Origin of the sequence: Gillisia sp. JM1 (assembly GCF_000424645.1) — a bacterium.
Classification (GTDB): Bacteria; Bacteroidota; Bacteroidia; order Flavobacteriales; family Flavobacteriaceae; genus Gillisia.
In genome coordinates this window covers 403131-428849 of record NZ_KE384219.1, presented here as the reverse complement: position 1 = coordinate 428849, position 25719 = coordinate 403131, and the positions used below count along the sequence as shown (strand labels likewise).

The following is a 25719-nucleotide window of genomic DNA, read 5'->3' as shown; positions in this document are numbered from 1 at the left end:
AAGGAAATAAATTTTCTATCCGCTTAGAACATCTTATATTTACAAGGTATAGACTAAAACACTAAGCATAATTAGATTTTACAATGGAAAGGCACCAACAGATTTTAGATCAGTTAAAGATTGAGAAGCATATAAAAGTAGCCACACTTTGCGAGCTACTTGGCGTTTCTGCCGTAACAATAAGAAAGGACCTGAAACTTCTTGAAGAAAAAGGTTTGCTTTATAGAACACATGGCGGGGCGTCTTTTGAAAATCCTTACATCAACGAAAAACACATTCAGGAAAAGGAAATGATATCTGTTGAAGAAAAGTCCAATATCGCTGAAGCAGCCGCGCTCCTTATCGTAGAAAATGATTACATACTGATTGCTTCTGGCACGACGGTACAACAATTGGCAAAGGTTATAAAACCTAAAGAAAAATTGAATGTTATCACTTCGTCATTAAATGTTGCCCTTGAATTGCTAAAACACGATACGATAGATGTAATACAGCTGGGAGGCCACTTAAGGCATAGTTCAAGCTCTGTAATAGGGCACTACGCGCAGCAGATCTTGAGCAATATTTCTTGTAACCTATTATTTCTAGGGGTTGACGGCATTGACCTTGATTATGGTTGTACCACTACAAATCTGGAAGAGGCCATTCTTAACAAAAAAATGATAGATTGCGCACAAAAGATCATTGTTTTAGCCGACTCTTCTAAATTTGGCAAAAGAGGTTTTGGCCGCATTTGCGGACTTGAAAGTATTGATCATATCATTACGGATGACAACCTATCTTTATCCATCAAGCAAAAATTAAATGATATGGGCATTGAGGTTACCTTGGTAAAGCAGTTATAAGACAATTAGATTTTTTCCCTTTTGTTGTTTTTATGTTGTTTCTTGAAAATATCAGTGCAGTACGTTTATTTAGATAAATATTGTTTAGAATTAAATGATCACTGAAAATAGAAAATCAGTAAATCTATAAAGAGGATGTGGTTTAGATTGGAGTATTATGCCCAATTGAAATAGCTTTACCTATTTACATTTATTCAATTTATTTCCTAAACTCTAACTCAATGATTATATGTTATCATATCGAGACCTAATTTAAAATTTTAAAAAACGATGGTAATGACGTTCCAAAGCAGCGCTTTAAAATCTTTTTCCGCAGTATAGGATTTGTTTTGCGTTAAGAAATCTTGAAGCCTTGGAAAGATTTTAGCAATATAAGTCTGGTTTTCAGCTTCGCTGAAAAATACCTCTGGAAAAAGCGCCTTTTCTTTTGTTTCTTTTTTTTTGGGCGCCAAAGAAAATGAAAAAGATGTCGTTATAAAGATAGTTTAATATATTGATCTTCAGTGTCTTGTAAAATACGTCAATTATAGAGTAGTCGAGATAGAATTGGAGCTTTCGACTTCAGTTTATCCTGAGCAAAGTCGAAGGGCACAAGTTGACAGGATTGGCTTTGGGTATAAATGGAGAGATACAAATCTATCTGGATCTTTCTGATTTGTAGTCACATCATTTTCATTGATTGCTTCCGTTTCGGCGTTATAGGCCAATTGGGAAATGGAGAAAAGTTTGGAAAAGTAAAAGTGGAACTTTAAAAGGAGATAATGAAAAATATAGTTTATTGGCTATTGAATTAACTTTGACAAATTGAACGACTACAGGCAACATCGTTCAACTAGCTATTTTTTAAAAACCAAGAATAAACAACTAACTCAACCCACTCTTTTTCAATTAAATGAATTGAGAATACTCTCCGAACTTTTCTATGCATTTAAAAAATTGTGAATGAAAGAATCCAAAGATAACATAGAGGCAAAGAATGCATTTTCAAAATCAATAACAGCTATTTGCACGGATTTAACAGAAGATGAACTGGCCTTTATTATTTTAAAAGTTACTGTTTCAGAGGTTGAAAGCAAAGTGTTTTATTTGAGAGAGGGAATAATTCAAGAAAGTATAGGTTTTATATACAGTGGTCTTTTAAGAAGTTATTACCTATCTGATGATGGAAAAGAAATTACAACCGCTTTGCTATGCGAGGATAATACTGCAACAGATTATCGTTCATTTATCCAACAAATACCATCAAAATTTTACATTAAAACATTAGAACCCTGTATAATTGTAAATTTTCCCTATACATCAATTCAGCAATGTTACTCAAAATTTAAAAATTTTGAAAAATATGGAAGACTCGTAGCAGAATACTTACTCATTAAACGTCAGAATCGTATTGAGAGTTTTCTATTTGAAAATGCTGAACAAAGATATCTCAATTTTATAGAGAATAATCCAAGATTACACAATCGCATTACCCTAACACATCTTTCTTCATTTCTTGGTATTGAGAGACAAACATTAACACGAATTAGAAAAAAAATTCTCTAAGAAATATTGGAACAAAAGTGTCGCTAATTGAATACTAAAAGTAAATACCTTCGTGGAAAATTTAAAAATTAATTCTTATGTCATTATGGACACCGCTGATTTGGTTAGCAATAATTTTACCTTTATTAATAATCGCACAAATCACCACAAAAAAAACTAATCCTAAATATCTACTTCTTTTCGGAGGATATTTTTTACTTGACTCTTATACAAGAATATTGGGCCATGAATACATTAAGTTAGATTTTTTAGGTTTAGAAGGAAATTGGAGTGGTATGATTTTGAGTTTAATATTTGCACTTATTTTTATTTTTTATCATTCAAAACAGATTAGAGAGGATATTGGTTTCACAACAAAGTTTAATAATAGGACAATAAAATTTGGAGTATTTATTTTTACTGGGTTTCTAATATTTGATTTTATTTTCAAAATGATATTATTTCCTAAAGGAGGTGAATTTAATTTACAACAATTTTTATTTCAAGCCACACTACCAGGCATTACGGAAGAAATAGTTTTTCGTGGTATTTTGTTGTGGATTTTGAGCAAAGCATTTGTTCCATCTAAAAAAGTTAAAGGAGTTCTATTTGGTTGGGGTTTTATAATAGTTACCTTTCTTTTTGCGATGGCGCACGGAGTGGTTTTAACTGAAACAATGGAATTCAAAGTTGATATCATAACTATAGTTTATCTTACTTTAATCACATCGTTGAGTTTAGGTATTTTGAGAAAGTTTTCTGGAAATTTAATTTTACCTACACTTAGCCATAATATTATAAACCTTATGAATTTTTTTATCAGACTAATTTAAAAAACAACAAACATAATCGGATATTGTCAATTTTAGGTATGATAATAAAAAGATATCTTTTGGACACTATGCAAAAAAAATTTAAATATTATATAGGTGAGTAATTCGGTGCGTAAAAATTTAGGGAGGGGTATTAGACCTTATTAAACCTAGATAAATAAGATTATGGATAGTTCCTCATTCTCCGCAAAAGGAAACCCGGAACGAAAGTTGCGGGTTTTTTGTTTTAAAAAAAACGCCCAAGCTTTTTCAGATTGAAGGCGTTTTTGTAAAACAAAAAATAAAGCCACGCTTTTTTTAGCGTGGCGTGGGTTTCCATGCTTGCCCGGGATTCCCTTCATAGGGCCAACGCAGTTAATCCTCATTGTCCTCAAATAGCCCCATTATCGATTTGACATGGGGCTTTGATTTTTTTAAGTTGTCTACTTAGATTATACTATCTCTTCGTTAATCCCTCATTGAGGGATTAATTCCCCGAGGCCTGCCCGATATGTTCAGGCGGGCTTGCCTCGAATTTTAAAAGTATTTTTTCAATTCATACCTCGTTGGCTTGCCCCGAAGTTCTTGATTTCCCCCTTTCAATTCGGATTTTCACCGATTTGCTTATAGGGGTGTTACTTCGTTCTGCAAAATGATTATAAGGAACTAAAGGATTGGTTTCTGGAAAATAAGCCGCGACATTACCAGGCGGAATTTTATAAGGCAGGACTTTGAATTGATAAGCAGTCCTTTTTTTACCATCGTAAGTACTGGTTAAATTTACAATTTCAAATTTCTTCAAATTTCTTTGTGCCATATCACTTTGATTCATAAAAATCACCCGGCGCTCATTATAAACTCCACGATACCGGTCATCCATCCCGTAAATAGTAGTATTAAACTGGTCGTGACTTCTTATAGTCATCAGCATTAATTCCTCCTTTTGTAACTTATGGTCCGGTAGTTTGTTTAAGCTGATTTGAGCTTTTCCATTGGGCAACATACTAAAATCCCTATGCCGGGAATTATTGGGAAGGTAATACCCAAAACCTTTTGATTGTTCGCTAGTCTTTTCGAAGCCTTTGGCTACCAGATCTATTTTCTCCCGAATAAGTTCATAGTCTTCTCCCATCGCTTTCCAAGCCACTGGGTGGGTTCCCTTAAAAAAGGTGTGACCGAGATTCCCTATAATTTCCGGTTCACTCATAATGCTAGTGGAAGCAGGTTTAAAAATTCCTTTAGATTGCCTAATGCGGCCCATACTGCTTTCCATTGTTAAAAAGCGTGCGTTCCCATTTTTCTCATCTTTTTCAGATCTTCCAAAAGTGGGCAATATTAAAGCTGTTTTGCCTGTTACCAAGTGAGAGCGGTTCAGTTTTGTACTTATTTGCACCGTCATTTGGCAGTTACTCAGCGCTTCTGCAGTATAATCTGTATCTGAAGCAGCCATTAAAAAATTACCTCCTAATGCGATAAAAACACTTGCTTTTCCAGTATGCATGGCTTCCATAGATTCTACTACATCAATCCCTTTTTCAGTTGGAGGTTCAAAACCCATGTATTTTCTAATACGCTCATTAAATTCCTCATCTACAAAATGCATAATTCCCACACTGCGGTCACCTTGTACATTACTATGTCCACGTACCGGGCAGGTACCAGTATTAGGCTTACCTATTGCACCTTTTAACAGCAATAAATTTACATATTCACGAATAGTTTCTACACTGTTTTTATGTTGGGTAAGTCCCATTGCCCAGCACACAATAATTTTAGTTTTATGCGCTAAAATTTCAACTGCTTCATTTATTTTTTCGTCCGGCACTCCCGTCATTGCAAGCAATTCGTCTTCGTTGAACGATTTTAGATCGTTTATTAATTCTGAATAACCCTGGGTGTATTCACTTAAAAATTGATGATCAAAAACAGTTTCATCCAGAGCGTCTTTTTCTGCAAGACGTTTTAAAATTAGTTTAACCAAGGGGATATCCTGATTGATATTTACCGCTAAATGCAAGTCTGCAATATCTTCTCCACCGCCCACGAGCCCTTTAAGGTTCTTCGGATTTTTAAAATTCACCAATCCGGTTTCTTCCAAGGGATTAATTGCGATAATGTAGCCACCGTTTTGCTTGCATTTTTCTAAGGCAGTCAACATCCTTGGGTGGTTGGTGCCTGGATTTTGCCCGGCAATAATAATTACCTCGGCCTCGTAGAAATCTTCCAGTTTGGTACTTCCTTTTGCTATTCCCAATGTTTCGTTAAGGGCAACTCCGCTGGATTCGTGGCACATATTGCTACAATCGGGCATATTATTGGTACCATAAGCACGGACAAACATACCATACAAAAAGGCAGCTTCGTTACTGGAACGGCCGGAGGTATAAAATATGGCTTCGTTTGGAGACGCTAAGCTGCGTAATTCTTTTGCTATTAAATCAAAAGCGTCCTGCCAGGATATTGCTTCGTAATGAATTTTTCCTTCTCGCAAAACAAGAGGTTCCACAAGCCTTCCAAATTTATTAAGCTGAAAATCGGTTAATTCTGAAAGTTCTTCTACTGAATATTTCTTGAAAAATTCGGCGTCAATATGACTATGAGTAGCTTCATCTGCCAGGGCTTTGGCACCATTCTCACAATACTCTCCAATTTTAGACGGTTTTTCGGGATCTGGCCAGGCACAGCTGGGGCAGTCAAATCCATCCTGTTGATTAATTGTGAAAAGGCCACGCATAGAATCTATCACGCCCATTTCTTTAAAGGTATGTTTTAGGGTTTCTTTAATGGCGAGTTTCCCGGCGGCATGGGTTATCGGATCTTTAAATTCGAGGTCTCGAAATTCTGTAGGACCTCGATGATTTACTTTTCTATTGAATTTATTTTCCATTTTTAATGCGTTAGAGATTTAGGATTAGGATAATTGTTAGATTCATCTTCGCCACGATCCTCCAGGCAAGTAAAGTCTTTTTCCAGTAAAATGGCTATAGTCTGGCTGTTAGAAGTGGGAACAGAATGCGAATAGCCAACCCTGTTATTGGTGTCCCAGCCCTGTAAAAGTTCTTCAGAAATTTGTAACGAGATTTGATTTTTGGCAAAATCAATATCCAAATTTTTGGTGTCTGAAACCCTTACGGAATATCTGAAGTCCAGATTCGGAAAATTGGTGGTTTCTTCTATAAATTTTTCTCGGCATAATTGCTCAACTTCATTCTTGGTTAATCTAAAACGCACCGAATTTCCACGAATCCTTATTTTCATTGTACTGTTTTTTAGAGTAGTAGTTTATTATTTTCAACAATCCCTTAAAGTTAACTGATTTGATTTGAAAAAGAAAAAATAATATTGTTCAATTAGAGGATATTTTTGAATACACCATAATCCATCAATAATAGAGAATCAAATACTGTAGCTCTCCCATATTTGTTCTAAATACTAATAATATTTAAAAACCCCTCGGGGAATCCTTCCAACGGGAATTCATTTCCTTACACCTCAATAACATACGCCTATTACCTTATTACTACCATTGACGTAATTTCAAGAATCTGGAATACACTCCCTCTGGTCGGTAAAGATCTGTTTAATTTTTAAGATTGTTCATTTTTTTGCGTGTCCAAAAAAACGAATCAAAAAAAGGACACTTTTTTGTAGGTGTTTCCAATTATGCTACCGCATAATTAGAACCGTACTTCCACGGCTAAATTTTCTCCAAGGCTTCAAAAATTTTACGACGAGGAACTACTACACTTGCAAAAAAGAAGTTCTTAAGAAGATAAATCAGCTAGAAACATTATACGTCAAAAACCTACGCTAGATATTTTTTTTTATCACGGGTCACTTCTTGACATTCCGAAAAATGTTAAAATCCATATCAGCCAGGCTGCAAAGAGGAAATAAACCGCGACTGAAACAAAAAAGCTTAAATTTATAACAGATTGAAATTTATAGCTAGCTAGCGAATAAATACCATATACCAACAAGAATTAAATTTTGAACAGGAGGAGTTGAAAGCAGCAACATTGATCAAAACTTACTTTTTATAATCTGAAATAAAAGAAATATTGATAAAGGAATCTGAAATAGAAGTTTTTATACTGGCTGGAGGAAAGAGCAGAAGAATGGGAAGTGACAAAGGTCTTGTCAATTTCAAAGGAGAACCTATGATATCACATATACTAAGGGTGCTCGAAAAGCTAAATATGCCTACCAGTATTATTAGTAGTAATAACGAATATATGAAGTTTGGTAAACCTGTTTATCAGGATTTAATTCCTGATAAAGGACCTCTCGGAGGCTTATATACTGCTCTTGAATTTTCCAGCTCTCCAATGCTGATACTTCTGGCTTGTGATATGCCTTCGATAAATAGTGAATCTTTAAAGAGGTTGATAGTATTGGCGACTTCCGGCAAAATGGTCGTGTCTACTGATGGTAAAAATATTTCTCCACTTTTTGCCTGTTATCCACAATCTTTCAAGAAAGCAGTAAAAGAAGCCATCTTGAAAGATGAACTGAAAATGCTGGATTTCGTCCTAAAGCAATCTTATACCTTATTGGATTTGACAGTTGGAGGAAATACGCTGGTATTACAAAATTTGAATACAAAAAAAGAATTATTAGCGGCAGAGAACATCGAAAATGATAGCGATTAAATAATTTAGAAAGAGCATATACTTTAAAATTCTCGTAGCCTTATCGGCTAGCGAATTAAAAGAGGATATTAATATTACCTAAAATCAGATATACTTCATAAAGTTACCTCAAAAGAGTTTGTTTCGGTAGCCTCTTTTAATATTTCTGAATTTTTTAAAATCATCCTTTAGGTGTAACAAATGTAAAGCCAGATTTAAATCTATTAAATGTGATATCTGATCCATCTTTTAGTTTACCAGATTAAATTACTAAGCTCTATAGGACTACTATTTTCCATAGCTGTATTTAGTCGGTAAGCTATTAACTTACCAGCTTTAGCAACACTATAGTCTAAACAAATGGCGGTAGGATTTTCTATTACTGGCTCTCCCTGCAACCAATGATGACCAAAAAAGACTGGTTTTTCAGAAGAGTATACAATCTCATCATGTTCTGTGTTTTCTGTTTCTCCAACGGACACAGGACAGTGCATTAGCACATCATTTTTTAATTTTCTTTGTTCTAGGGGCAGCCACCATTTAAAACGACATTCAGTTCTTGCAGCCACATCCTTATCAATAAACCAAAAGCCATTTTCTAAAGAGACTTCCTTACCTTTTAAGGTTTCTTCTATAATGTTGTATTCCTCTGAATATTTTGTCGTGGCTCTTTTTAAAAAATCCGATATTAATTCATTATTATAATTATTTTTTATCCAGTTAATATGCTCATCCTTCCAATAAGCATGAACAACCCTGAAATTATCAAATTCTATATAAAGCGGTAATTCTTTGAACCAATCTAGAAATAATTCCCACTCTTCAGGGAAGTTTTCAAATTGTTGGAGGGTCTCGTAATGCTGCTTAATTTCCTTAAAATTGTGAGCTCTAAAATATCCGCCATTTTCTTTATCCTTGGTATGAAAACACACCGCATTATATTCATGATTACCCATTAGTGCATAAGCATTACCGCTATCACACATGTTTTTTACGATATGTAGAATTTCTCTAATTTTGGGACCGCGATCAATATAATCTCCGACAAAAACCACCTTTCTTTCATCTGGGTGGTCATAAATTCCGTTCTTAAGTTTATAACCCATTTTTTGTAATAATTGTTCCAATTCCTCTGCGTGGCCATGAACATCTCCTATAATATCATAATTCATATTATCTCATTTTTTTTGTTTAATTTTTCAGTAGTATTTATTTAAATAGTTAACGTTCTGATTTACTTTTAGCTAATTTTTTCTTCATTTGGAATCTTTAATTCTAAAATGCTTTAAAAATTATCATTTATTTTTTAAAATAAGCCCAGAGATGTATAAAATATTACGACATCTTAAATACAACTTCTATATGTAATGAGTTAACAGGTTGTATTTCGTCACAATAAAGAGCTGTCATAAGTTTTGTTTAATATTTTGTTAAATAGATTAAACAGTATCAGAATTGTTTTTACCTTTAACTATAACTAAAATTCAAAAAATATATTATGGAAAATTCAAATGAAACAAAAAATATTGTAAGTGTTGCAGCAGGTAATAATTCCTTTAGTACATTGGTAGCGGCAGTAAAAGCAGCAGACCTAGTAGATACATTAAGCGGAAAAGGCCCATTTACAGTATTTGCACCTACGAATGATGCATTTACTAAATTACCAAATGGTACAGTAGAAAGTTTATTAAAGCCTGAAAGTAAAGACAAATTAACTGCAGTACTTACATACCATGTAGTAGCTGGAAAATTTGAGGCAGCAGCAGTAACGGATGCTATAGCCAAACACGATGGAAAGTTCACAGTAGATACGGTTCAAGGTGATAAAATTGACCTAAGTATTAAAGACGGAAAAGTAATTTTAACAGATGCAAATAAAGGAACGGCTACAGTGGTAATCGCTGATGTAGCAGCTTCAAATGGCGTAATTCATGCTATTGATACCGTTGTAATGCCTAAATAATTAAAAAGTATATTGAAAAAAAAGAGACAATCATAAAAGATAGTCTCTTTTTTTTTTGCTCTATAATCTGTTAGAATTATTGTTTTGTTCTTTTTATCATCAAGGAATTCTGTACACAAACCTCACTATATTCCTTCAAATCTTCTGTTAAGTTATTTGGTATTTTTTATCAAGATTAAAAAAATTAGATGATGCCCTAATAGCTGATAACAAGAGCGCAATTCGTTAAAACTCTTGTAGTCTTATCGGCTGGGCAGGTTCCCGAGGCTTGCCTCTATTTTACTCCCGAAGTATCGGGAAATACATCGTGGGCTTACCCGTACAATTCGGGGCTGGCTTGCCACGAGCTTCTTGAATAGTTAACCTCCTGATTTTCTCCATAGTTAATTTTTTTTCTTCATTTGGAATCTTGAAGTCTAAAAATATTTTAAAAAGTCTTTTTTTAGAAGCAATCTGAATGGGCTTATTTAGGAGAGAGAAATAGAAGTCCTTCGTTTAATTATTCCAATTTATTCATTAATTTTTGTGTATATCCGTTTTGCGTCCAACAAGGTACCTGAGCCTCTAGTTACCCTGAATTTATTTCAGGGTCTCAATTTACTGTATTGATTATTAGTGTTATAAGATTCTGAAACAAGTTCAGACGTTATTTATCATTTTATGATACTTTACGGATAAACAATTTAATTTTTAAGGATCACTAATAGTTCGTATTAAAATGTGGCAATTTTAAGTAGATAAGGGTTTAAATAGACAATAAATTAACAGTCCTGCAGAAATGTGAAGCTTTTTTTTGATGAAAATCAAAATTAGAAGCCTGCTTTTCATATTCGTTTAACGACAAAAAAAGGATAATTTAATAGCTATCTGAGAATCACACTTTACAGATTGATGGCAGAAATGAGTATAAATAGAAAAGCACTCTTCACTAGTAGTTTCCTACAAAAAGTCGTATTATTAAGCATGAAAATTATTGTTCCATTTTTACTATTATTTCTTTTCGTGCAGCCATTGCAATCACAAGACCTTTCCAAGCATCATTGGGAAAATCGGTTAATTTTATTGCTCACGGAGGATCTTGAAGATGAAAATTTTACCAGCCAGCTCAAAGAACTGGAAAATGGTGTAAAAGGTCTGGAAGAACGAAAAGTGATTGTTTATCGGGTATTTGAGCATAAAATGAAATTGGGTTTAGCAAAAGACTCAGACTGGACAGCTGCCACCAATTTGTACAAAAAATTTGATACAAATGGCAGTCCGTTCGAGATTTATCTAATAGGCTTGGATGGAAAAATCAAAATGCAGGATACCAGTTGTGTTTCTATGGACAAGATATTTAATCTAATTGATTCGATGCCTATGCGGAAAAATTAAATCCCTCATTGAGAGTTTAATTCCCCGAGGCTTGCCTCGAATTTTTAAAAGTATTTTCCTCCCGAACCATCGGGACATACCTCTTGGGCTCGCCCGTACCGTTCGGGCGGGCTTGCCCCGAAGTTCTTGATTTCGTTCTAAAAACTGAAATTTATATCAAGTATTTCGGCCTATAGCATTTACAGTGTTAAACTCTTAACTAGTTGTTCTGCTCGCCAACTTGTTTGATTCCAATTTCTTCCAGAGCAACTTTAATCTATTAGTTTGTTTCTATTTTAAAAACTTCTTTAAATCTCGACTACCGTGAAGCACCCGGACAATTCTAATGTGAGTATTAAAAGCCCTATAAAAAATGATATGGGAAGCATAAGGAAAACTGTAAAGTCCTTCTTTAATTTCATTACGATGCTTGCCTATTCTAGGATTATCTAAAATAAATTGAAAATAGGTTCGTAGCTCTATTAAATAATCAAGTGCCTTATTCTTACCAAATTCATAAATTCCGAAGTCATATATCTCATCGATATCTTCATGGGTTTTTCGGGATAAAATGTAATGATCCATTAAGACTTTTTCTTGGATTCAATAATCTGATCCATCGTCAATATACTGTCTGGACCGTCCCAACCTAATTCAATTTCCTTCCTTAAATCTTGAATGACTTTCTCACGGTAGATTCCGTGTAGCCGTAAAGCATCTCTTATAACTTCGCTGTTATTCTGATATTCTCCAGATGCCACTTGCTTAGAGATATACTCTTCCTGTTTTTTTGTGAAGCTAATATTCATAATATGTCTATATATATCAAATATAGACATATTATTAAAAAAACAGGAGGTGTTTAAAAGATTTTCTCTCGTCTTTAGGAGCTATTCCCTAAATATCAATAATAATTGAGGATCGTATTCCCCATTTGTAATATTTTTCAAAGATTGTATGAATTGAAAATATTTAGATAAAGTATTCTGACATTATAAGAAGCAAAATTATTGAACTCCAGCAATTAGTCCATTGTCAATAAAATTTTCCCAATATGCTCGCTGCTTTCCATGAGCTTATGTGCTTCTGCAGCATCGGCTAGCGGAAACTTTTTATAAATAACGGGACGGATTTTTTCAGAATGGAAGAGTGGCCATATATTTTTTTCCACGTCCTTCGCAATCTGGGTTTTTACGGCTGCAGATTGGGGCTTTAGAAAACTTCCCGTTAAGATGAGATTTTTACCCATTATGGTACGCAGATTGACATTTACGTCCATACTTTTCATTCCGTTAATATTGATTAGCCGACCTTTTTTATTTAGAATTTCGAGGTTTTTTTGAGTATAATCTCCACCTACCATATCTAAGATTACATCTATTTTTTCATCTTTAAAAACTTCTTCAAAAGCTTCTTTCTTGTAGTTTATTGCTTTTCCTAAATTCATTTTATTAAGGAATTCAATCTTTTTATCAGTACCAGCGGTAGTGTATATTTTAGAGCCCAAAGCTTTAGCCATTTGTAAGCCCATAGTGCCAATACCGCTTGTGCCACCGTGGATCAGTAATTTTTCATCAGGCTGAAGATTTCCCAAATGAAACACATTGAACCAGACCGTAAAAACAGTTTCGGGAATTGAAGCGGCGTCTGTCAAACTTATTCCTTCAGGTATTGATAGACAATGATAACTCTCAACCGCAACATATTCGGCATAACCGCCACTTGAAATAAGCGCGCAGACCTTATCCCCAATTTTTTTGTCACTTACATTATCACCAAGGGCCGTTATTTCACCAGAAACTTCCAATCCGGGGATCAGGGTTTCAGTAGATCCTTTGCCATAGGTGCTCATGTTTTTACGTGTTATAACATCGCTACGATTTACACCCGCAGCTTTCACTTTGATTAAAACCTGGTTTTTCTCCAATTCTGGCTTCGGAGTTTCTTTTAATTTTAATACTTCCGGTCCGCCGGATGTGGTTATATGAATCGCTTTCATTTCGTCTATTTTTTCAGTTAGTATGAAGAAACAAAATATTTCATAGCTCTATTATAAAAAAAACATAAGGTTTTTTAACTTATTGCGGATTTGAAAAAATAGTACAAGGCTGAAGTTCTTTGTTAGGCTTTATTTTGTTGTCACTAAGCTAAATGGAAAAAGATCTAGTGACTTAGCAACTATTCATTGCACATTGGAGTAGGAGAGAAGCCCCTATATATTTTGCTCTACTTTCCAACATTAAAATTGTTGAGGCACTTAACATAACCAACTATTTAAATTTGGGCTTAGCGCCTCGTTATGCATCTTTTTTCTTTAGATAGCGTCCTCTGGGCTCATCACCCTCATGCAGTACAACTTCGGAATGTAGGAACTGTGCAGCGGCTGCGGAATCTTTCACTTTGGAAGCACTGCGTTCTAACATTTCTGATTCAAACTCATTTAATACACTATTCCTCACTCCAACTTTTCTCCATTGAGATAAGGGTCTACATCCTCTTGAGATCCCTCGGGCCAGCGACAATGCATCCAGCAGCGCTTGATTTGCTCCCTGTCCTTTGAAGGGACTCATTGGGTGAGCCGCATCTCCGATTAGTGTTACTTGTCCGCTTTTTTCCAACAATTCTGACTCTAGTAATTCTCGGTCATACACGGGATAACCAGAAATCTGAGCTAACTGGGTCGCAGCCAAAATCTGCGGAATGGGATCGTGCCAGGGAGTTCTGCGACAGGCTTCTTCTTTGAGTGCTTGAGCTCCTTGAGCACTTAAGGCCTTAGCCTCATTTTCTGTCATCGGGAAGCTAAGTTGCCACATCACCGAGTCTGGCGTATAAGGCATCATATAGATCCGCTCATTGCCATTGGCGGTTTGAAATACCGTGGCCGAGTCCAGTAAAGAACTGTCAACACCTTCAAGAGCCTCCAAAGGACAAATACCCAATATCACAATGCAATCCAGATACCGTAAAGGAGTTCTATCCTCCCCAATCATCAACCTCCGCACCGAACTACGAATACCATCGGCTCCAACCACAAGATCTGCCTTTGTGCTCTTCAGCTCCCCGTCCACTTGAAAGCTCAGTTCAACAGCTTCACCCTCACATTCCTTAAGATCTACTAAGTCATGCCCCCATTGCACAGCATCATGTCCCCCGAGTTGCTCGAGTAGCGCTAAACGCAAAGACTGCCGTGCGATATGCACATTTGTCCGTTTCGGTGACGTTTTTATATCTTGCTGCGTCCACTTTCTAGTACCCCATTCCCCGATCACTTTTCCTTCTGTAGTGTGAACCAGATGTCTTGTTGAAATTACTCCTTCTTCTAGCGAGAAAAGCCCCAATCCCTCGATCGCTTTACTAGCTTGTTGCAAAGTGAGTCCATAACCCTGAGATCGAGCCTCGAAGTCGCTATCGCGCTCATATAAGGTGAAAGGAATCCTGCGGTGCAAACAAGCCACAGCCAGAGCCACTCCTCCTATACCACCACCAATAATAGCAACCTGTGGGTAGTTTTCTTTATCTGCTATAGGAGGATTAGTAGAAGGAATCAAGCCGGATCCGAAACAGTTCAAGCATGGATCGAGGTGCCGCTTCGGACGAATTGGAGCAATGCCTTCAGCCTTCGTTTTTTCAAATTGATCTAATTCCTTTTGGTAGCGGAGTCGCACTTTCTTGCGGAGCCTTCGGCTTTTTTTGCCGCGTCCCTTACATTCCGGACAAATAGTCCAGCTTGCCTTCTCATTTTCCGCTTTTTTCACTTCCTCTTTATTTATTTTGATCTTGACTCCTTTATATAATAAAAGAATTAGCCAAGGTTTTTGACTAGGGTTTATTTGCTGCGGAAGATCGACAGATTTTCAGAAATGCACAAAGCTGAAGCCTGTTTTTTTTAGTTTTATTCCTCATTGAGGGTTCAACCCGTCTGAACGGCTGGGCAGGTTCCCCCGTCTCGATAGCTTTCGGGATTGTCGGCTTGGTTGTTTTATTACGTGGTCTCTAAAATTATTTTTTTCAAAATAATGACTGCTATTTGCGATTACCCATATTAGCCAAAGTTATTTTATCCATACCTTTTGAATTCTGTATAATTTCTAAAGGATAATCGTATAACTCTAAAATTTTGATAGCATTTCCACTCTTCGGCTTTCCTGGTTTAATCTTATAATCAAAAATTAATTGGCCATTTTCTATAGTTTCCGAAAAATGATATAGATCAAAATTTTCGTCTTTTAAAAATTCGGTGAGTTCCAAATCGTGTGTAGAAACCATGACAATATGGTTTTTTTTATTCAAATAGGATAAAATCGATTTTCCAGCTGCAATTCTTTCCATTGTATTGGTTCCTTTAAAAAGCTCATCTAATATAAATAGACTGCAATTTTCTATTTTTGAAGCATCAATTAATTCTTTAATTCTCACAACTTCTTCTAAATAATAACTCGTACTATTCATTAGATTATCAGAAATTCTAATTGAAGAATAAATCTTAAAAAAAGGAGTATCAAACTTTGTAGCGAAACAAAAGTTTAATGTTTGCCCTAAAATCGCATTAATACTAAATGTCCTTATAAATGTTGTTTTACCAGACATATTAGATCCTGTCAATAGCAAACTACTAGACTCTAAATTTAGATTATTAGTGATGCAATTTTCAATCAACGGATGGTAGATATCTTCAGTAAAAACTTCTTTTCCGCTTATAAAATTTGGTTTGCAATAGTTGGTGTTACCAGATTGTATTGAAGCACAAGATATCGCAGAGTCGATCTCACCAATAAATAGGAAGAGTTCTTTGATATCTTCTTCTTTATTTTTTAATGATTTTTGAAAACTGTAAAAAAGTATTGGTTCTAAATTGAAAGTGATTTTTATTATCTCTGATAAGAACCAAAGGAATAGGGCATATTCACTGTCCAGCTGGATATTTCGGAGGGACCATGCCACTGATTTCGGTCAAACAGTGCCACTTTAAAAGATACTGCAATTATATAAAAAATTAATGTTATTCCTTCCTTAGGATTCCTTTTCTTAAAGATTCTCCCTTTAAGTCGATACGATGAGAAGCGTTTACGATTCTATCTAATATCGCATCGGCCAGAGTCCCTTCCCCTCCAATAATTTCATACCATGCAGAGACAGGTATTTGTGATGATATTATAGTAGTTTTTTTATTGTGGCGGTCATCAATAATATCCATAAGTGTTTCCCTGTCCTGATTATCAAAAGCCTGCAGCCCAAAATCATCAAGAATAAGCAAATCGGTTTTTATCAATTTCTCCAGCTCCTTCAAATAGGTTCCGTCCACTTTACTGAGTTTTAGTTTTTTAAATATTCTTGCGGTAATAGTATATAAGGTCTTATAACCAGAGAGACAGGCCTGATGCCCTAATGCCTGAGCGAGATAACTTTTACCAACTCCCGATGCCCCACAAATAATAAGACCTTCCTTGCGGGCTATAAAATCAAGCGTACTTAGCCGTGCAAACATATTCTTATCCAGGTTCCTGTCAGGGGAGTAATTAATATCAGCAAGATTTGCATTTTGTCTAAAGCTGGCCTGCTTTAAAAGACGATCAATTTTCTTGTTCTCCCGGTCTTCCCATTGATGATCTGTAAGCAGTGCCAGGTACTCATCACAGGTCATTCCATCTAACCGGTTATCTTTGATTTGCTGAAGGTGTAAATTGGCCATAGCGCCCAATCGCATTGCTTTTAATTTTTCAATTGTCTGATTGTTGTTCATTATTTTTAATTTAATTAGTGAATGTTATTTGTATGCAGAGGCACCACGTATGTTAGGATGAACCGGGATATGAGCTTTCGATTGTTCCAGGTCCTGGTAAAACAAAGATGCTTTATCCATATTGTTTTTTAGGATATTCTTTATATGCTGGTAAGATGATGCCTCTCCCTCCAGCGCTCTTTTACAGGCGTTATTGAGTCTTTCCGAGCCATAGGCTTTGTGAAGTTGAATGACTCCCATAGCACGTTTATAACCTATTTCAGGATAGTCATGGGAGGTGAGAATTCTCTCTATACACCTCAGTACATATGCCCCATGAGGGGCTGCTTTCTTTTTGAAGAATTCCGGATTCCAGTCGGAATAAAATTTATGAGTGCTACTGAGATGCGTAGTATTGGTGATGTAACTCCCCTTGGTTAAATTACGCTGGTGTAGTGCTATTCTTTCCTGATAGAAATAAACCTCTATCATATCTTTGGTGTAATGAATGCAAGTCTCTTTTCCAATATACCGGTAGGGTACGCTATAATAGCTCTTATCGGGAGAGAAGTAAACATATCCCATTTTCTGAACTTTCGCCTTTCTATAATCCTTCAGCTCATAGGAACTTGAGGGAAGTGGTTTTAAATACTGGCGTTCAACTGACTGAAAAAGTTCAATACGACTTGCCTCTTTGCGTTTAAACAGTAAGTTATTATAGTTGATCAATAATTTTCTTATCTCCCGGTTAAGATCCTCTAAAGAAAAGAAGGTCATCTCCCGAAGGGGATAATAGATCCGTTGATACGTGAGATGCACCGCATTCTCCACCAAAGCCTTATCCTTGGGGAGCATAACTCCGTGCTGGATTGATCACACAGTTATAGTGACGTGCAAAGTCTTTAAAGGTGCGATTGATCTCCGCCTCATATTTACTGGCCCTTGTAACCGCTGATTTTAGATTATCAGACACAATAGCTTTGGGAACTCCCCCGTAAAAATTTAAGGCACCGGTGCAGCAGGCAATGAGATCTCTTCGTTTCTGACTCAAACAGGCTTCCACATACGTATATTGACTGTTGGGAAGGATGGCAACGAATACTTCCACTGGAATGATTTCTCCGGTTTCTTTATCAACTATATGAAGTTTCTTCCCGGCAAAGTCTATAAACATCTCTTTTTCGGCCTCATGTTCCAGTTTCATAGAACCCTTTGCCTTGGCATATTTTCGCCGGTAATGTTCTAAAAATTGGGTATAACTATAGGGATCCTCAGCTAACTGGACATATTGCTGGTAATGATACAAGAAGGTAAAGCCGGGATGATTCCGGGCTTTATTGACCCCCTCAAAGTATAACATCAGCTCATTTTGGCGCTCAACATCAATAGTAGTGTGCGAGGAAAACAATTCAGATAAGGCTGCATTATCAAAACAAAGCAATTCTATAAAAGAATAATCGCTTGCCGTGAACAGCTTCATATAGATGTTTACAGTATTGCGTGAGATTCCTAAAGTGGAGCCAATTTTACGGTTACTGACCCCATCAAGATGTAAGGTGATAATTTGTTTCAAGTCCATTGGATCAAGTTTATTGGCCATATCGCTGTGTTTTTAGCGACAAGGTAGTTTTTACTTGATCTTTTAAAGTGGCACCATTCGAACCGTAATAAACAGCTGGAAATTCATCGAAAGGAATTCAAACCTAAAAAATGGCATCATTCAAACCGTAAATCATTACAATTTAAATTAACCAAAAGTGGCATCATTTGAACCGTTTTACCTGGCACCCTAAGACCGTTTTGCCTGGCACGATTCAAACCGTAATATCCATTATGTTCCAGTGAGTAGTTTTTAACTAATTATATCGTATGCTTTCCGTCATCCTGAACTCGTTTCAGCATCTTATTTATGTGGAGATGAGACCCTGAAACAAGTTAGCATTGACGTGTTTTCAAAGTTACTCCGAATAAGAGACCCTGAAACAAGTTCAGGGTGACGATACTGATTTTAACTTCCGTTATGCTGTTCCGATAGCTATCGGAATCGTTTCAGCATCTTATTTATGTAGAGATGAGACACTGAAACAAAGTGCCATTGACGTATTTCAAAAATGGGTAATATTTTCCAAGTATGGCTAAGAAATAAAAGTAAAATTATTCACTAAAACCCTTTTCTGTTTTGAAGTCCTCCCCCTTGGGGAGGATTTAGGAGGGGATGAGAGTATAATGATTATAACTCATCCCATCCCCAACCCTTCCCCAAGGGAAGGGAGCAAATATTCTTTCATTTTCAGAAATTCTCTAATTAATTATGAAAAAATTCCTAAAAAATTTTCGTGAATTCGTGGCTTTTAATTAAATACTTCTAACAAAACGAAATTTTTAGTAAAATATATAAATTCTTACCATTGACATATTTTCAAAAATTGGTAATATTTTCTAAGTATGGCTAAGAAATAAAAGTAAAATTATTCACTAAAGCCCATTTTTGTTTTAATTCCTCCCCTCTGAGGAGGATTTAGGAGGGGATGACAGAACAATTTACTTTAAAACAATAGATTCAATTTCTAGTTTAAAAGTTTCTGCTTTATTATTACCAATTAAGAAAGCTATTTCTTCGATACTCTCCTTATCATAATTTGGCATATCTAGGTCACTACCTCTAAATGCTGGATACATATCTGTAAGTTGCAATTCGATAGTCTCCCAGTCTTTTGATGAATCAAAAGAAGTGACATAAGAGTAATAATCTGCCGACTTACTTTTCATTCTAAACTGATAGCTTTTCCCATCGCCTTTAACTTTTATAACAATTTTGGAATACGATTTTGTACTTATTTCATCAAAATCGTACCTCAAAGAAGAGAAACCACCGTTATTTTCTAAGGAAACACGACCTTCAAAAACACCATTACCTTCTTTATTTAAATAAAAATTTCCTGATGATCTGCCTCCCATAACCACATCATCTACAATAGTCCAATTAGTTATATCTGCTTTTTTATTAAAGTCGAAAATGCTAGCTGTTTGCATAGTAGTTAGTAATAAAATGAATAGAATTATATTTTGTGCCATAATTGTATTTTTAGTGGTTTTTCCCTTTATCCATCATAGTACTCTAAATTTAAAGAGTCGTTTTTTAGATCTATCATCTTATCAAGAAATTTTTTGTTGTCATGATAGTTTTTGTTTCTTTTACACTTTATAAAATGCCCGTTAGCGTGAATAGTAAAGGTTCGAGTATTATAGATAACTAAACGATAATAGGGTATTACCCAAGAATATCGGTTTAATCCATTACTGAAATGTACAATGATTCCCTTGGGTCTTAATACAATTGTTGCATAATTAATAGCTGACGCCAGCAGATCTTTGGGTTGCAGTTTAGCGCTAAATTCTTCAACAACTAATTTCCCAGAGCCTACGCCTCCCATTTTTATTTTTTCTAAAAAAGAGAATGCTTTGCCTACTGTATTTTTACTTTCTCTTAAATAGTCCTGGTTAGTATCTGTTGTATTAAATAGCATCATAATTATTGTTTTTATTCTGTTTACACCCTGAGCTTCCATAAACTTCCATTCAAAATAAACCCATGAAAAGTTAGTATTGCAAACCAAGACTAGCTTATTGATAATCCTAGAGGTCTAAATGTAGCGGACTGTATTAACTTATCGTTTAAAATACTGAATTATAAACACTTATAAAAAAAAAATTAACCGCTTTAAAAAATTACCACAGTAAATAGGATTCCCTGTTACTTGTCATAATTAATCTGCTAAGTTTAACAAATACTGGTTTGCGTTCTCCAGATGCTTTTCCTGCTTTTCAGCAGGCATTTTATCGAACATTCGCACTAACATTCCTAATCTTGGATTCGATAGAAAAAATTCACGATGAGTATGCATAAATCGCCAAAAGAGCCCGTCCCAAGTTGCCTGCCATTCTCCTTTTTTGTAATTACTCATTTTCATTAAGTAGTTACTCCCGCTTATATAAGGTTTGGTGGCCATCAAACCTCCATCTGCAAACTGACTCATCCCATAAACATTAGTAACCATCACCCAGTCATAAGAATCTATAAAGAGTTCCATAAACCATTTATAAACTTCATCTGGATCAAATTCGCACAGCATCATAAAATTGCCCAAAACCATTAAGCGTTCTATATGATGGCAATAACCAGTTTGCAACACTTTTTTAATTGTCTGGTCTATGGGTAGAATTCCTGTAGTACCATCATAAAAAGAAGCCGGTATTTTCTTTTTGAAATTCCAGAAATTGGTGGTGCGCGCTTCACTTCCGTTAGCCTCATAAACACCTCTAATAAATTCTCTCCAACCAATTATCTGCCGTATAAAACCTTCGGTAGAATTGATAGGCACCTTATTTTCTTCAGCATATACCAAACAAGCATCTACAACTTCTCTAGGAGTTATTAAACCCACATTCAGCATTGGAGTCAAAACACTATGATTTAATATAGCGTGTTCATCAACAATAGCATCCTCATACCTACCAAACTCCATAAAGCGTTGTGTAAAAAATTGGTCTAACCATGCTTTTGTAGTTTCAAAACTCGTTGGATATAATGAATGCTTAGTAAGATTTCCTAAGTTATTTGAGAAATGCGTTTCTACGTACTTTTGGGCTTCTTCAAAATACTCATCAACATCCGGAAATTGAATAGCTGGTGGTGTTTTTTTTACAGGATATTTCTTTCTGTTTTCATCATCAAAACTCCATTTTCCGCCTATTGGTTTACCATCAGGTTCAATAAGTATGTTTCGCAGTTGACGCTGCTCTATATAAAAGGTTTTCTGAAAAAATTTCTTTTTCCCACTTTTAAAAAATGGAGCAAGGTCTTCTTTAGTATTTAAATATAAAGGGGAAGGATATTTAGTTGATTTAATTCCGCTTTCAAGAAGCTTGTTATCCAATCGTTTTTGAAGCCAGTTATCTGTTGGATCTATATAATTGATATGTTCCATCCCCTTATCTTTTAGTTCAGGGATGAGTAGTCTGATATCCGAAATTTCCTCAGTGGCTTCCACATAATGCACTTCTAGATTTTTATCCTTCCGAAGGAAATCTGCATACCGCTTCATGGTGGCTCTATGAAAAGCTATTTTTTGCTTGTGAAAGGAGTACTGCTTAAAGAACAAATATTCTTCAACTATATAAACAGGGCGATTGCTTTCAAAGAGTGGAGATTCTTGAAATAGCTGATGCGGAAATATTAAGTTGATACTTTTCATTTATTTCTTTTGCAACGTTCGCTACAGTATTTTACCTCATCCCAGTTCTTCTCCCATTTTTTACGCCAGGTAAAAGGACGCTCGCAAACGGCACATGTTTTTGTAGGAAGATGTTGTTTTTTCAATTTAAAATTCTGGTACTTCGTTCACTCTTACATAAGGGTGTTTTTCAATTTTATTCAAAGAATAATAGCTATTCAAGCCTGAAATCCCAATACTATTTGTGGCCTCTAAATCGATGTCTTCATCAACTATTGCAGTATCAGGAAGGATAAGATGCTCTATCTCTCCTATTACTAATATAGTCCCATTAAGTTTAATATCAAGCGCTTCTTTAAAGCGCATTCCCATTTTAAAGCTGCTTTCTTTTACAAAAGGTGCTTTAAAATCTTTGACATATTCTTCGGAAAGATTGCAACGTTCAAATTCTGAAATGTTGCTATCAAATTTGGCTGAAGTATAATGGGCATTTTTTACGAATTCTGGATGAATATGATTAATTGTATACTGACTATTTTCTTGAATATTAGTATAAGTATGACCAACTTCTGAAGTTTGCGGCCTACATACAAAACCCAAAAGCGCAGGATCACTTCCTAAATGTATTACCGAACTAAATATAGCCAGATTGGTTTGCCCGTTATTATTTATGCTACCTATAAGATTTGCAGGCTTTATACCTGAAACCGAATTGATGATCTTTAGTCTGGTAATGCGGTCAAGCTGTTCTATTTGTTCTTTAGTGTAAATCATTTTGTGATCTATTAACGTGGGTGTTTAATATGCGTTTCTTCTCATTTTGAACGGCAGGATGTTTTCTATGCCCCCAAATTTTATCTCTCGCTATTCGGGCACTTTCTTGTAAATCTACGATAGGAAGTGGATAATCCTCTCCTATTTTAACTCCACAAAAGCTTTGCTCCAATACAGTCATTTTCCAAGGTTCATGAATATTTGCAATAGGTACATTCGCAAGCTCTGGAATCCATTTTTTAATGAATATACCATCTGGATCGTGCTCTTGTGAGTTTTTAACTGGATTGTACAAACGCACTGTGTTAACTCCTGTAGTCCCCGCTTGCATTTGAAACTGCGGATAATGAATACCTGGTTCATAATCTAAAAATTGTATTGCCAAATGATAGGCACCCTCCCGCCAATCTTGGTCTAGATTAAATGCTAAAAACGAAACCAACATTGCGCGCATTCTAAAATTAATCCAACCGGTATTTTCAACAGCTCGCATACAAGCATCAATCAAGGGATAGCCAGTTGCACCCGTTTTCCAGGCTTTAAGGAAGTCCTCATTTTTATTATGTGATAAACGCTCATATCCTTTATTAATACACTCGGTTTCATAACTACATTCTACCTCAAATTTCTGAATGAAGTGGCAATGCCAATGCAGTCTGGTAAGCATTGCAGAAAAAGCTCTGCTGTTTTTTGTTCCGTTAGGATGTGTCCCTATAAACTGAAAAGCTTGTTTTATACTCATATTCCCCCAAGCTAAATAGGGTGATAATCTACTGCAAGAAATTCTACTTTCTGAAGGTTTAGAAATATGATTTTGATAATTAAAACCTCTTCGAGTGGTAAACGATTTTAAATATCGCCAAGCATTTTGCTCACCTGCAGGTTGATATGGTTTAGGATAATCCTTTAACTGAGTTTCTAATTTTTCTGGTATTAAAAAGTGATGTTCACGTTTTTTTTCTTCAGAAACTGAATACTTGTTTTCAATTAGTGGCGTATGCATTGTTTCATGCCATTTCTGGTTCCAAGTATTTCTATTTTTTATACCTCGCAGAATTCCATCTCTTTGTGATTCTTGCCAATAGATCTGGTGTTCTTTGCAAAACGAATTTATTTCTTTATCGCGTTTCCAGGTGATTTGAGTTCCGCTTTCTCGATAGCTAAAAACACTTTTTATATCAAAAGATTCTTTTAAGAATTTAAAAACAGCTACTGCTTCTCCATAGTAGACATCTACGCTTCTATTGAAGGGGGCTAATGTCTTATTTAAGGCTAGAATAGAATGATAGATAAACTGTAAATGCCTTAAGCTGGTGTCCGGATACTCAAGAAGAGAAGGTTCAAGCAAATAAATAATACGATACGAGATCCCAGCTTGCTCTGCCTTCAATAAGGGTTCATGATCTTGTGAGCGAAGATCACGTTTTAACCAAACAATATTTATAGCCTGTTTTTTCAAAAGACCAGCTGCTTTTTACATTTTTTCCAAAAAGCGAAGAAAGATGGATAATAGCCTTTCACATCGAACATCCAGTCTCTGGCTTCTTCAATTCCCTTATAATGATCGTTCAAAGGATGCTCTTTATAGTAAATAGCTCCGAAGTTATAATTCTTAATAAGTTCATCAAATTCTCCCACATAGATCTGAATATTAGGAATATTCTCTTTGGAAATTTCAATTATGAAGTCAATCGTTTTTTGAGACACTGGGTATTGTTCAAAATGAGAAGGTTCTAACAACAGAATTCTATTTGCCGAACTATCTTTTTTCCAGAGTGGATCCAGATTATAGAAATTATAGATACAGCTTGGAAGCTTTTCATCAATTACAATCGGATTAGGATTTGGTAAAGGTGTTTTTAATACTAACTGTTCTATATCTTTTAGAATTTCAGGAATCTCTGATAATGGCAAAGTCTCATAAGGAACATCTAAAAAAGTACCTTTTTGCTCTGTGAAGCAGTATTTATTGATGTTTTCTTGATTGGCGACATATTTCTTGTTTGCATTCGATCCAGCAACCCACTGCCAACTTAAGGCATTGCTTGCCCAATCTGCATCTAGTAAATGATAATACATCCATTTCGCAGGCAATTTCCAATGACTTTGCCCACTATTGCAAGCTATTGAAGCAATGTACATTCTTAGATGATTGTGCAGATAGCCTGTTCTATAAAATTCCTGAATGGCAGTATCTATAGCTTCAATCCCTGTATTGGCTTCTATAATTGCTTTTGAAATGGCTGTGTTGGAAACTGATGATTGTGGGTGTTTTAAATCTTCATTAATAGCCTCTCCTTTTGCAATCCATACTTGTTGCCAGTAATCTCTCCAGGCCAACTCCTGAATGAATTTGCTTATTTGAGCAGGCTGGTATCCTTTTTTTAAAATTTCAGCAAACACAAATTTTGTTGAAATTATTCCCCTAGAAATATAAGGAGATAAATAAGTGACAGAACCGTTTATATAATTTCGGGAAGAGCCATATTTAACAGGATCTATATTGCGAATACGCTGAAGTATTTCTGAATAAGAAGTTGGAAATATCGAATCTTGCTGTTCAAATAATTCCATTTATCGTTTGCTTATTTTATTTCCTGAGATCGCTTTTTGGCGTGAGCACTTAAATCGGTTGATACCGGACAGGCGTTTTTTCAAATGTTTCTGGCTTACACCACTATTGACCCGTTTTCTCCAACGCTTAAAACTAGATTCCTTCAAATTGCCACGCATAACTTTAATAACCTCTTTTTCTGGCAATTCAAACTGAAACTCAATTGCTTCAAAAGGCGTTCTGTCTTCCCAAGCCATTTCTATAATACGGTCTAATTCTCTTTCTGTAAATTCTTTCGTTTCATTCATAT

The 25719-nt window shown here is 35.5% G+C and carries 25 protein-coding genes; 6 read left to right on the top strand and 19 right to left on the bottom strand.

What is annotated here, in order from left to right:
- Positions 1–83: 83 nt before the first annotated feature.
- The 3 genes from H033_RS0116340 to H033_RS0116320 all read left to right on the top strand — a co-directional run bounded on the left by H033_RS0116340 (position 84) and on the right by H033_RS0116320 (position 3202).
- Complete coding sequence (locus H033_RS0116340; protein ID WP_026839268.1) at positions 84–845, top strand: DeoR/GlpR family DNA-binding transcription regulator; 762 nt, start codon at positions 84–86, stop codon at positions 843–845.
- 942 nt (positions 846–1787) lie between these two features.
- Positions 1788–2390, top strand: coding sequence for a Crp/Fnr family transcriptional regulator (locus H033_RS0116325; RefSeq protein WP_081661891.1), 603 nt, complete (start codon positions 1788–1790; stop codon positions 2388–2390).
- A gap of 77 nt (positions 2391–2467) precedes the next feature.
- Positions 2468–3202, top strand: coding sequence for a CPBP family intramembrane glutamic endopeptidase (locus tag H033_RS0116320; RefSeq protein WP_026839265.1), 735 nt, complete (start codon positions 2468–2470; stop codon positions 3200–3202).
- Positions 3203–3737: 535 nt separating this feature from the next.
- Here H033_RS0116320 and H033_RS0116310 read toward each other — a convergent pair.
- Both H033_RS0116310 and H033_RS0116305 read right to left on the bottom strand, forming a co-directional pair.
- A complete protein-coding gene (locus tag H033_RS0116310) occupies positions 3738–6068 on the bottom strand; it encodes an FdhF/YdeP family oxidoreductase (RefSeq protein WP_026839263.1) in 2331 nt (776 codons plus the stop codon).
- A 2-nt stretch (positions 6069–6070) separates the two neighbouring features.
- Complete coding sequence (locus H033_RS0116305; RefSeq protein WP_026839262.1) at positions 6071–6439, bottom strand: DUF7009 family protein; 369 nt, start codon at positions 6437–6439, stop codon at positions 6071–6073.
- An 803-nt stretch (positions 6440–7242) separates the two neighbouring features.
- Here H033_RS0116305 and H033_RS0116300 point away from each other — a divergent pair.
- Positions 7243–7833 carry a molybdenum cofactor guanylyltransferase gene (locus tag H033_RS0116300; RefSeq protein WP_026839261.1) on the top strand — a complete coding sequence of 197 codons (591 nt, stop codon included), beginning with the start codon at positions 7243–7245 and terminating at the stop codon, positions 7831–7833.
- Between the two features lie 233 nt (positions 7834–8066).
- Here the strand turns inward: H033_RS0116300 and H033_RS20495 are convergent, their stop codons facing one another.
- Entirely contained in the window at positions 8067–8984 is a 918-nt protein-coding gene (locus H033_RS20495; RefSeq protein ID WP_034886435.1) for a metallophosphoesterase, read from the bottom strand.
- A gap of 326 nt (positions 8985–9310) precedes the next feature.
- Between H033_RS20495 and H033_RS0116290 the strand changes: the two genes are divergently transcribed.
- Both H033_RS0116290 and H033_RS0116285 read left to right on the top strand, forming a co-directional pair.
- Positions 9311–9775, top strand: a complete 465-nt coding sequence (locus H033_RS0116290) for a fasciclin domain-containing protein (RefSeq protein WP_026839260.1) — start codon at positions 9311–9313, stop codon at positions 9773–9775.
- A gap of 963 nt (positions 9776–10738) precedes the next feature.
- Positions 10739–11149, top strand: a complete 411-nt coding sequence (locus H033_RS0116285) for a DUF4174 domain-containing protein (protein ID WP_196809460.1) — start codon at positions 10739–10741, stop codon at positions 11147–11149.
- 270 nt (positions 11150–11419) lie between these two features.
- On the opposite strand, the gene H033_RS0116280 is transcribed toward H033_RS0116285, so the two are convergent.
- The 16 genes from H033_RS0116280 to H033_RS0116215 all read right to left on the bottom strand — a co-directional run bounded on the left by H033_RS0116280 (position 11420) and on the right by H033_RS0116215 (position 25717).
- Positions 11420–11713 carry a type II toxin-antitoxin system RelE/ParE family toxin gene (locus H033_RS0116280; RefSeq protein WP_034886434.1) on the bottom strand — a complete coding sequence of 98 codons (294 nt, stop codon included), beginning with the start codon at positions 11711–11713 and terminating at the stop codon, positions 11420–11422.
- Positions 11713–11937, bottom strand: coding sequence for a type II toxin-antitoxin system ParD family antitoxin (locus tag H033_RS0116275; protein ID WP_026839257.1), 225 nt, complete (start codon positions 11935–11937; stop codon positions 11713–11715). The genes H033_RS0116280 and H033_RS0116275 overlap by 1 nt, the downstream gene beginning before the upstream one ends.
- 215 nt (positions 11938–12152) lie before the next feature.
- On the bottom strand, positions 12153–13127 hold the full coding sequence (locus H033_RS0116270; protein WP_026839256.1) for an NAD(P)H-quinone oxidoreductase: 975 nt from the start codon (positions 13125–13127) through the stop codon (positions 12153–12155).
- Positions 13128–13425: 298 nt separating this feature from the next.
- The gene (locus H033_RS0116265) at positions 13426–14883 is read right to left on the bottom strand and encodes an FAD-dependent oxidoreductase (RefSeq protein WP_026839255.1); all 1458 of its coding nucleotides are present in this window, start codon (positions 14881–14883) and stop codon (positions 13426–13428) included.
- 268 nt (positions 14884–15151) lie between these two features.
- The gene (locus H033_RS20490) at positions 15152–16069 is read right to left on the bottom strand and encodes a MutS-related protein (protein ID WP_051228012.1); all 918 of its coding nucleotides are present in this window, start codon (positions 16067–16069) and stop codon (positions 15152–15154) included.
- Between the two features lie 58 nt (positions 16070–16127).
- Complete coding sequence (gene istB, locus H033_RS0116255; RefSeq protein ID WP_026838127.1) at positions 16128–16868, bottom strand: IS21-like element helper ATPase IstB; 741 nt, start codon at positions 16866–16868, stop codon at positions 16128–16130.
- 24 nt (positions 16869–16892) lie between these two features.
- Positions 16893–17702 (bottom strand): Mu transposase domain-containing protein, encoded by an 810-nt coding sequence (locus H033_RS22190; protein ID WP_231367644.1) that lies wholly within the window; start codon positions 17700–17702, stop codon positions 16893–16895.
- Complete coding sequence (locus H033_RS22185) at positions 17686–18447, bottom strand: hypothetical protein (protein WP_231367645.1); 762 nt, start codon at positions 18445–18447, stop codon at positions 17686–17688. The genes H033_RS22190 and H033_RS22185 overlap by 17 nt, the downstream gene beginning before the upstream one ends.
- 941 nt (positions 18448–19388) lie before the next feature.
- The gene (locus H033_RS0116245; protein ID WP_231367646.1) at positions 19389–19922 is read right to left on the bottom strand and encodes a CIA30 family protein; all 534 of its coding nucleotides are present in this window, start codon (positions 19920–19922) and stop codon (positions 19389–19391) included.
- 26 nt (positions 19923–19948) lie between these two features.
- A complete protein-coding gene (locus H033_RS0116240) occupies positions 19949–20416 on the bottom strand; it encodes a hypothetical protein (RefSeq protein WP_051228009.1) in 468 nt (155 codons plus the stop codon).
- A gap of 198 nt (positions 20417–20614) precedes the next feature.
- On the bottom strand, positions 20615–22102 hold the full coding sequence (locus H033_RS0116235) for a cryptochrome/photolyase family protein (protein WP_026839252.1): 1488 nt from the start codon (positions 22100–22102) through the stop codon (positions 20615–20617).
- Positions 22099–22227, bottom strand: coding sequence for a DUF2256 domain-containing protein (locus H033_RS21430; RefSeq protein ID WP_081661890.1), 129 nt, complete (start codon positions 22225–22227; stop codon positions 22099–22101). Before H033_RS21430 ends, H033_RS0116235 begins: the two co-directional genes overlap by 4 nt.
- A gap of 1 nt (position 22228) precedes the next feature.
- Complete coding sequence (locus H033_RS0116230; RefSeq protein ID WP_026839251.1) at positions 22229–22855, bottom strand: flavin reductase family protein; 627 nt, start codon at positions 22853–22855, stop codon at positions 22229–22231.
- Positions 22842–24314, bottom strand: a complete 1473-nt coding sequence (locus H033_RS0116225) for a cryptochrome/deoxyribodipyrimidine photo-lyase family protein (protein WP_026839250.1) — start codon at positions 24312–24314, stop codon at positions 22842–22844. The genes H033_RS0116230 and H033_RS0116225 overlap by 14 nt, the downstream gene beginning before the upstream one ends.
- Positions 24311–25429 carry an FAD-binding domain-containing protein gene (locus H033_RS0116220; RefSeq protein WP_026839249.1) on the bottom strand — a complete coding sequence of 373 codons (1119 nt, stop codon included), beginning with the start codon at positions 25427–25429 and terminating at the stop codon, positions 24311–24313. The genes H033_RS0116225 and H033_RS0116220 overlap by 4 nt, the downstream gene beginning before the upstream one ends.
- Positions 25430–25717, bottom strand: a complete 288-nt coding sequence (locus H033_RS0116215) for a TIGR03643 family protein (protein ID WP_026839248.1) — start codon at positions 25715–25717, stop codon at positions 25430–25432.
- Positions 25718–25719 lie beyond the last annotated feature (2 nt).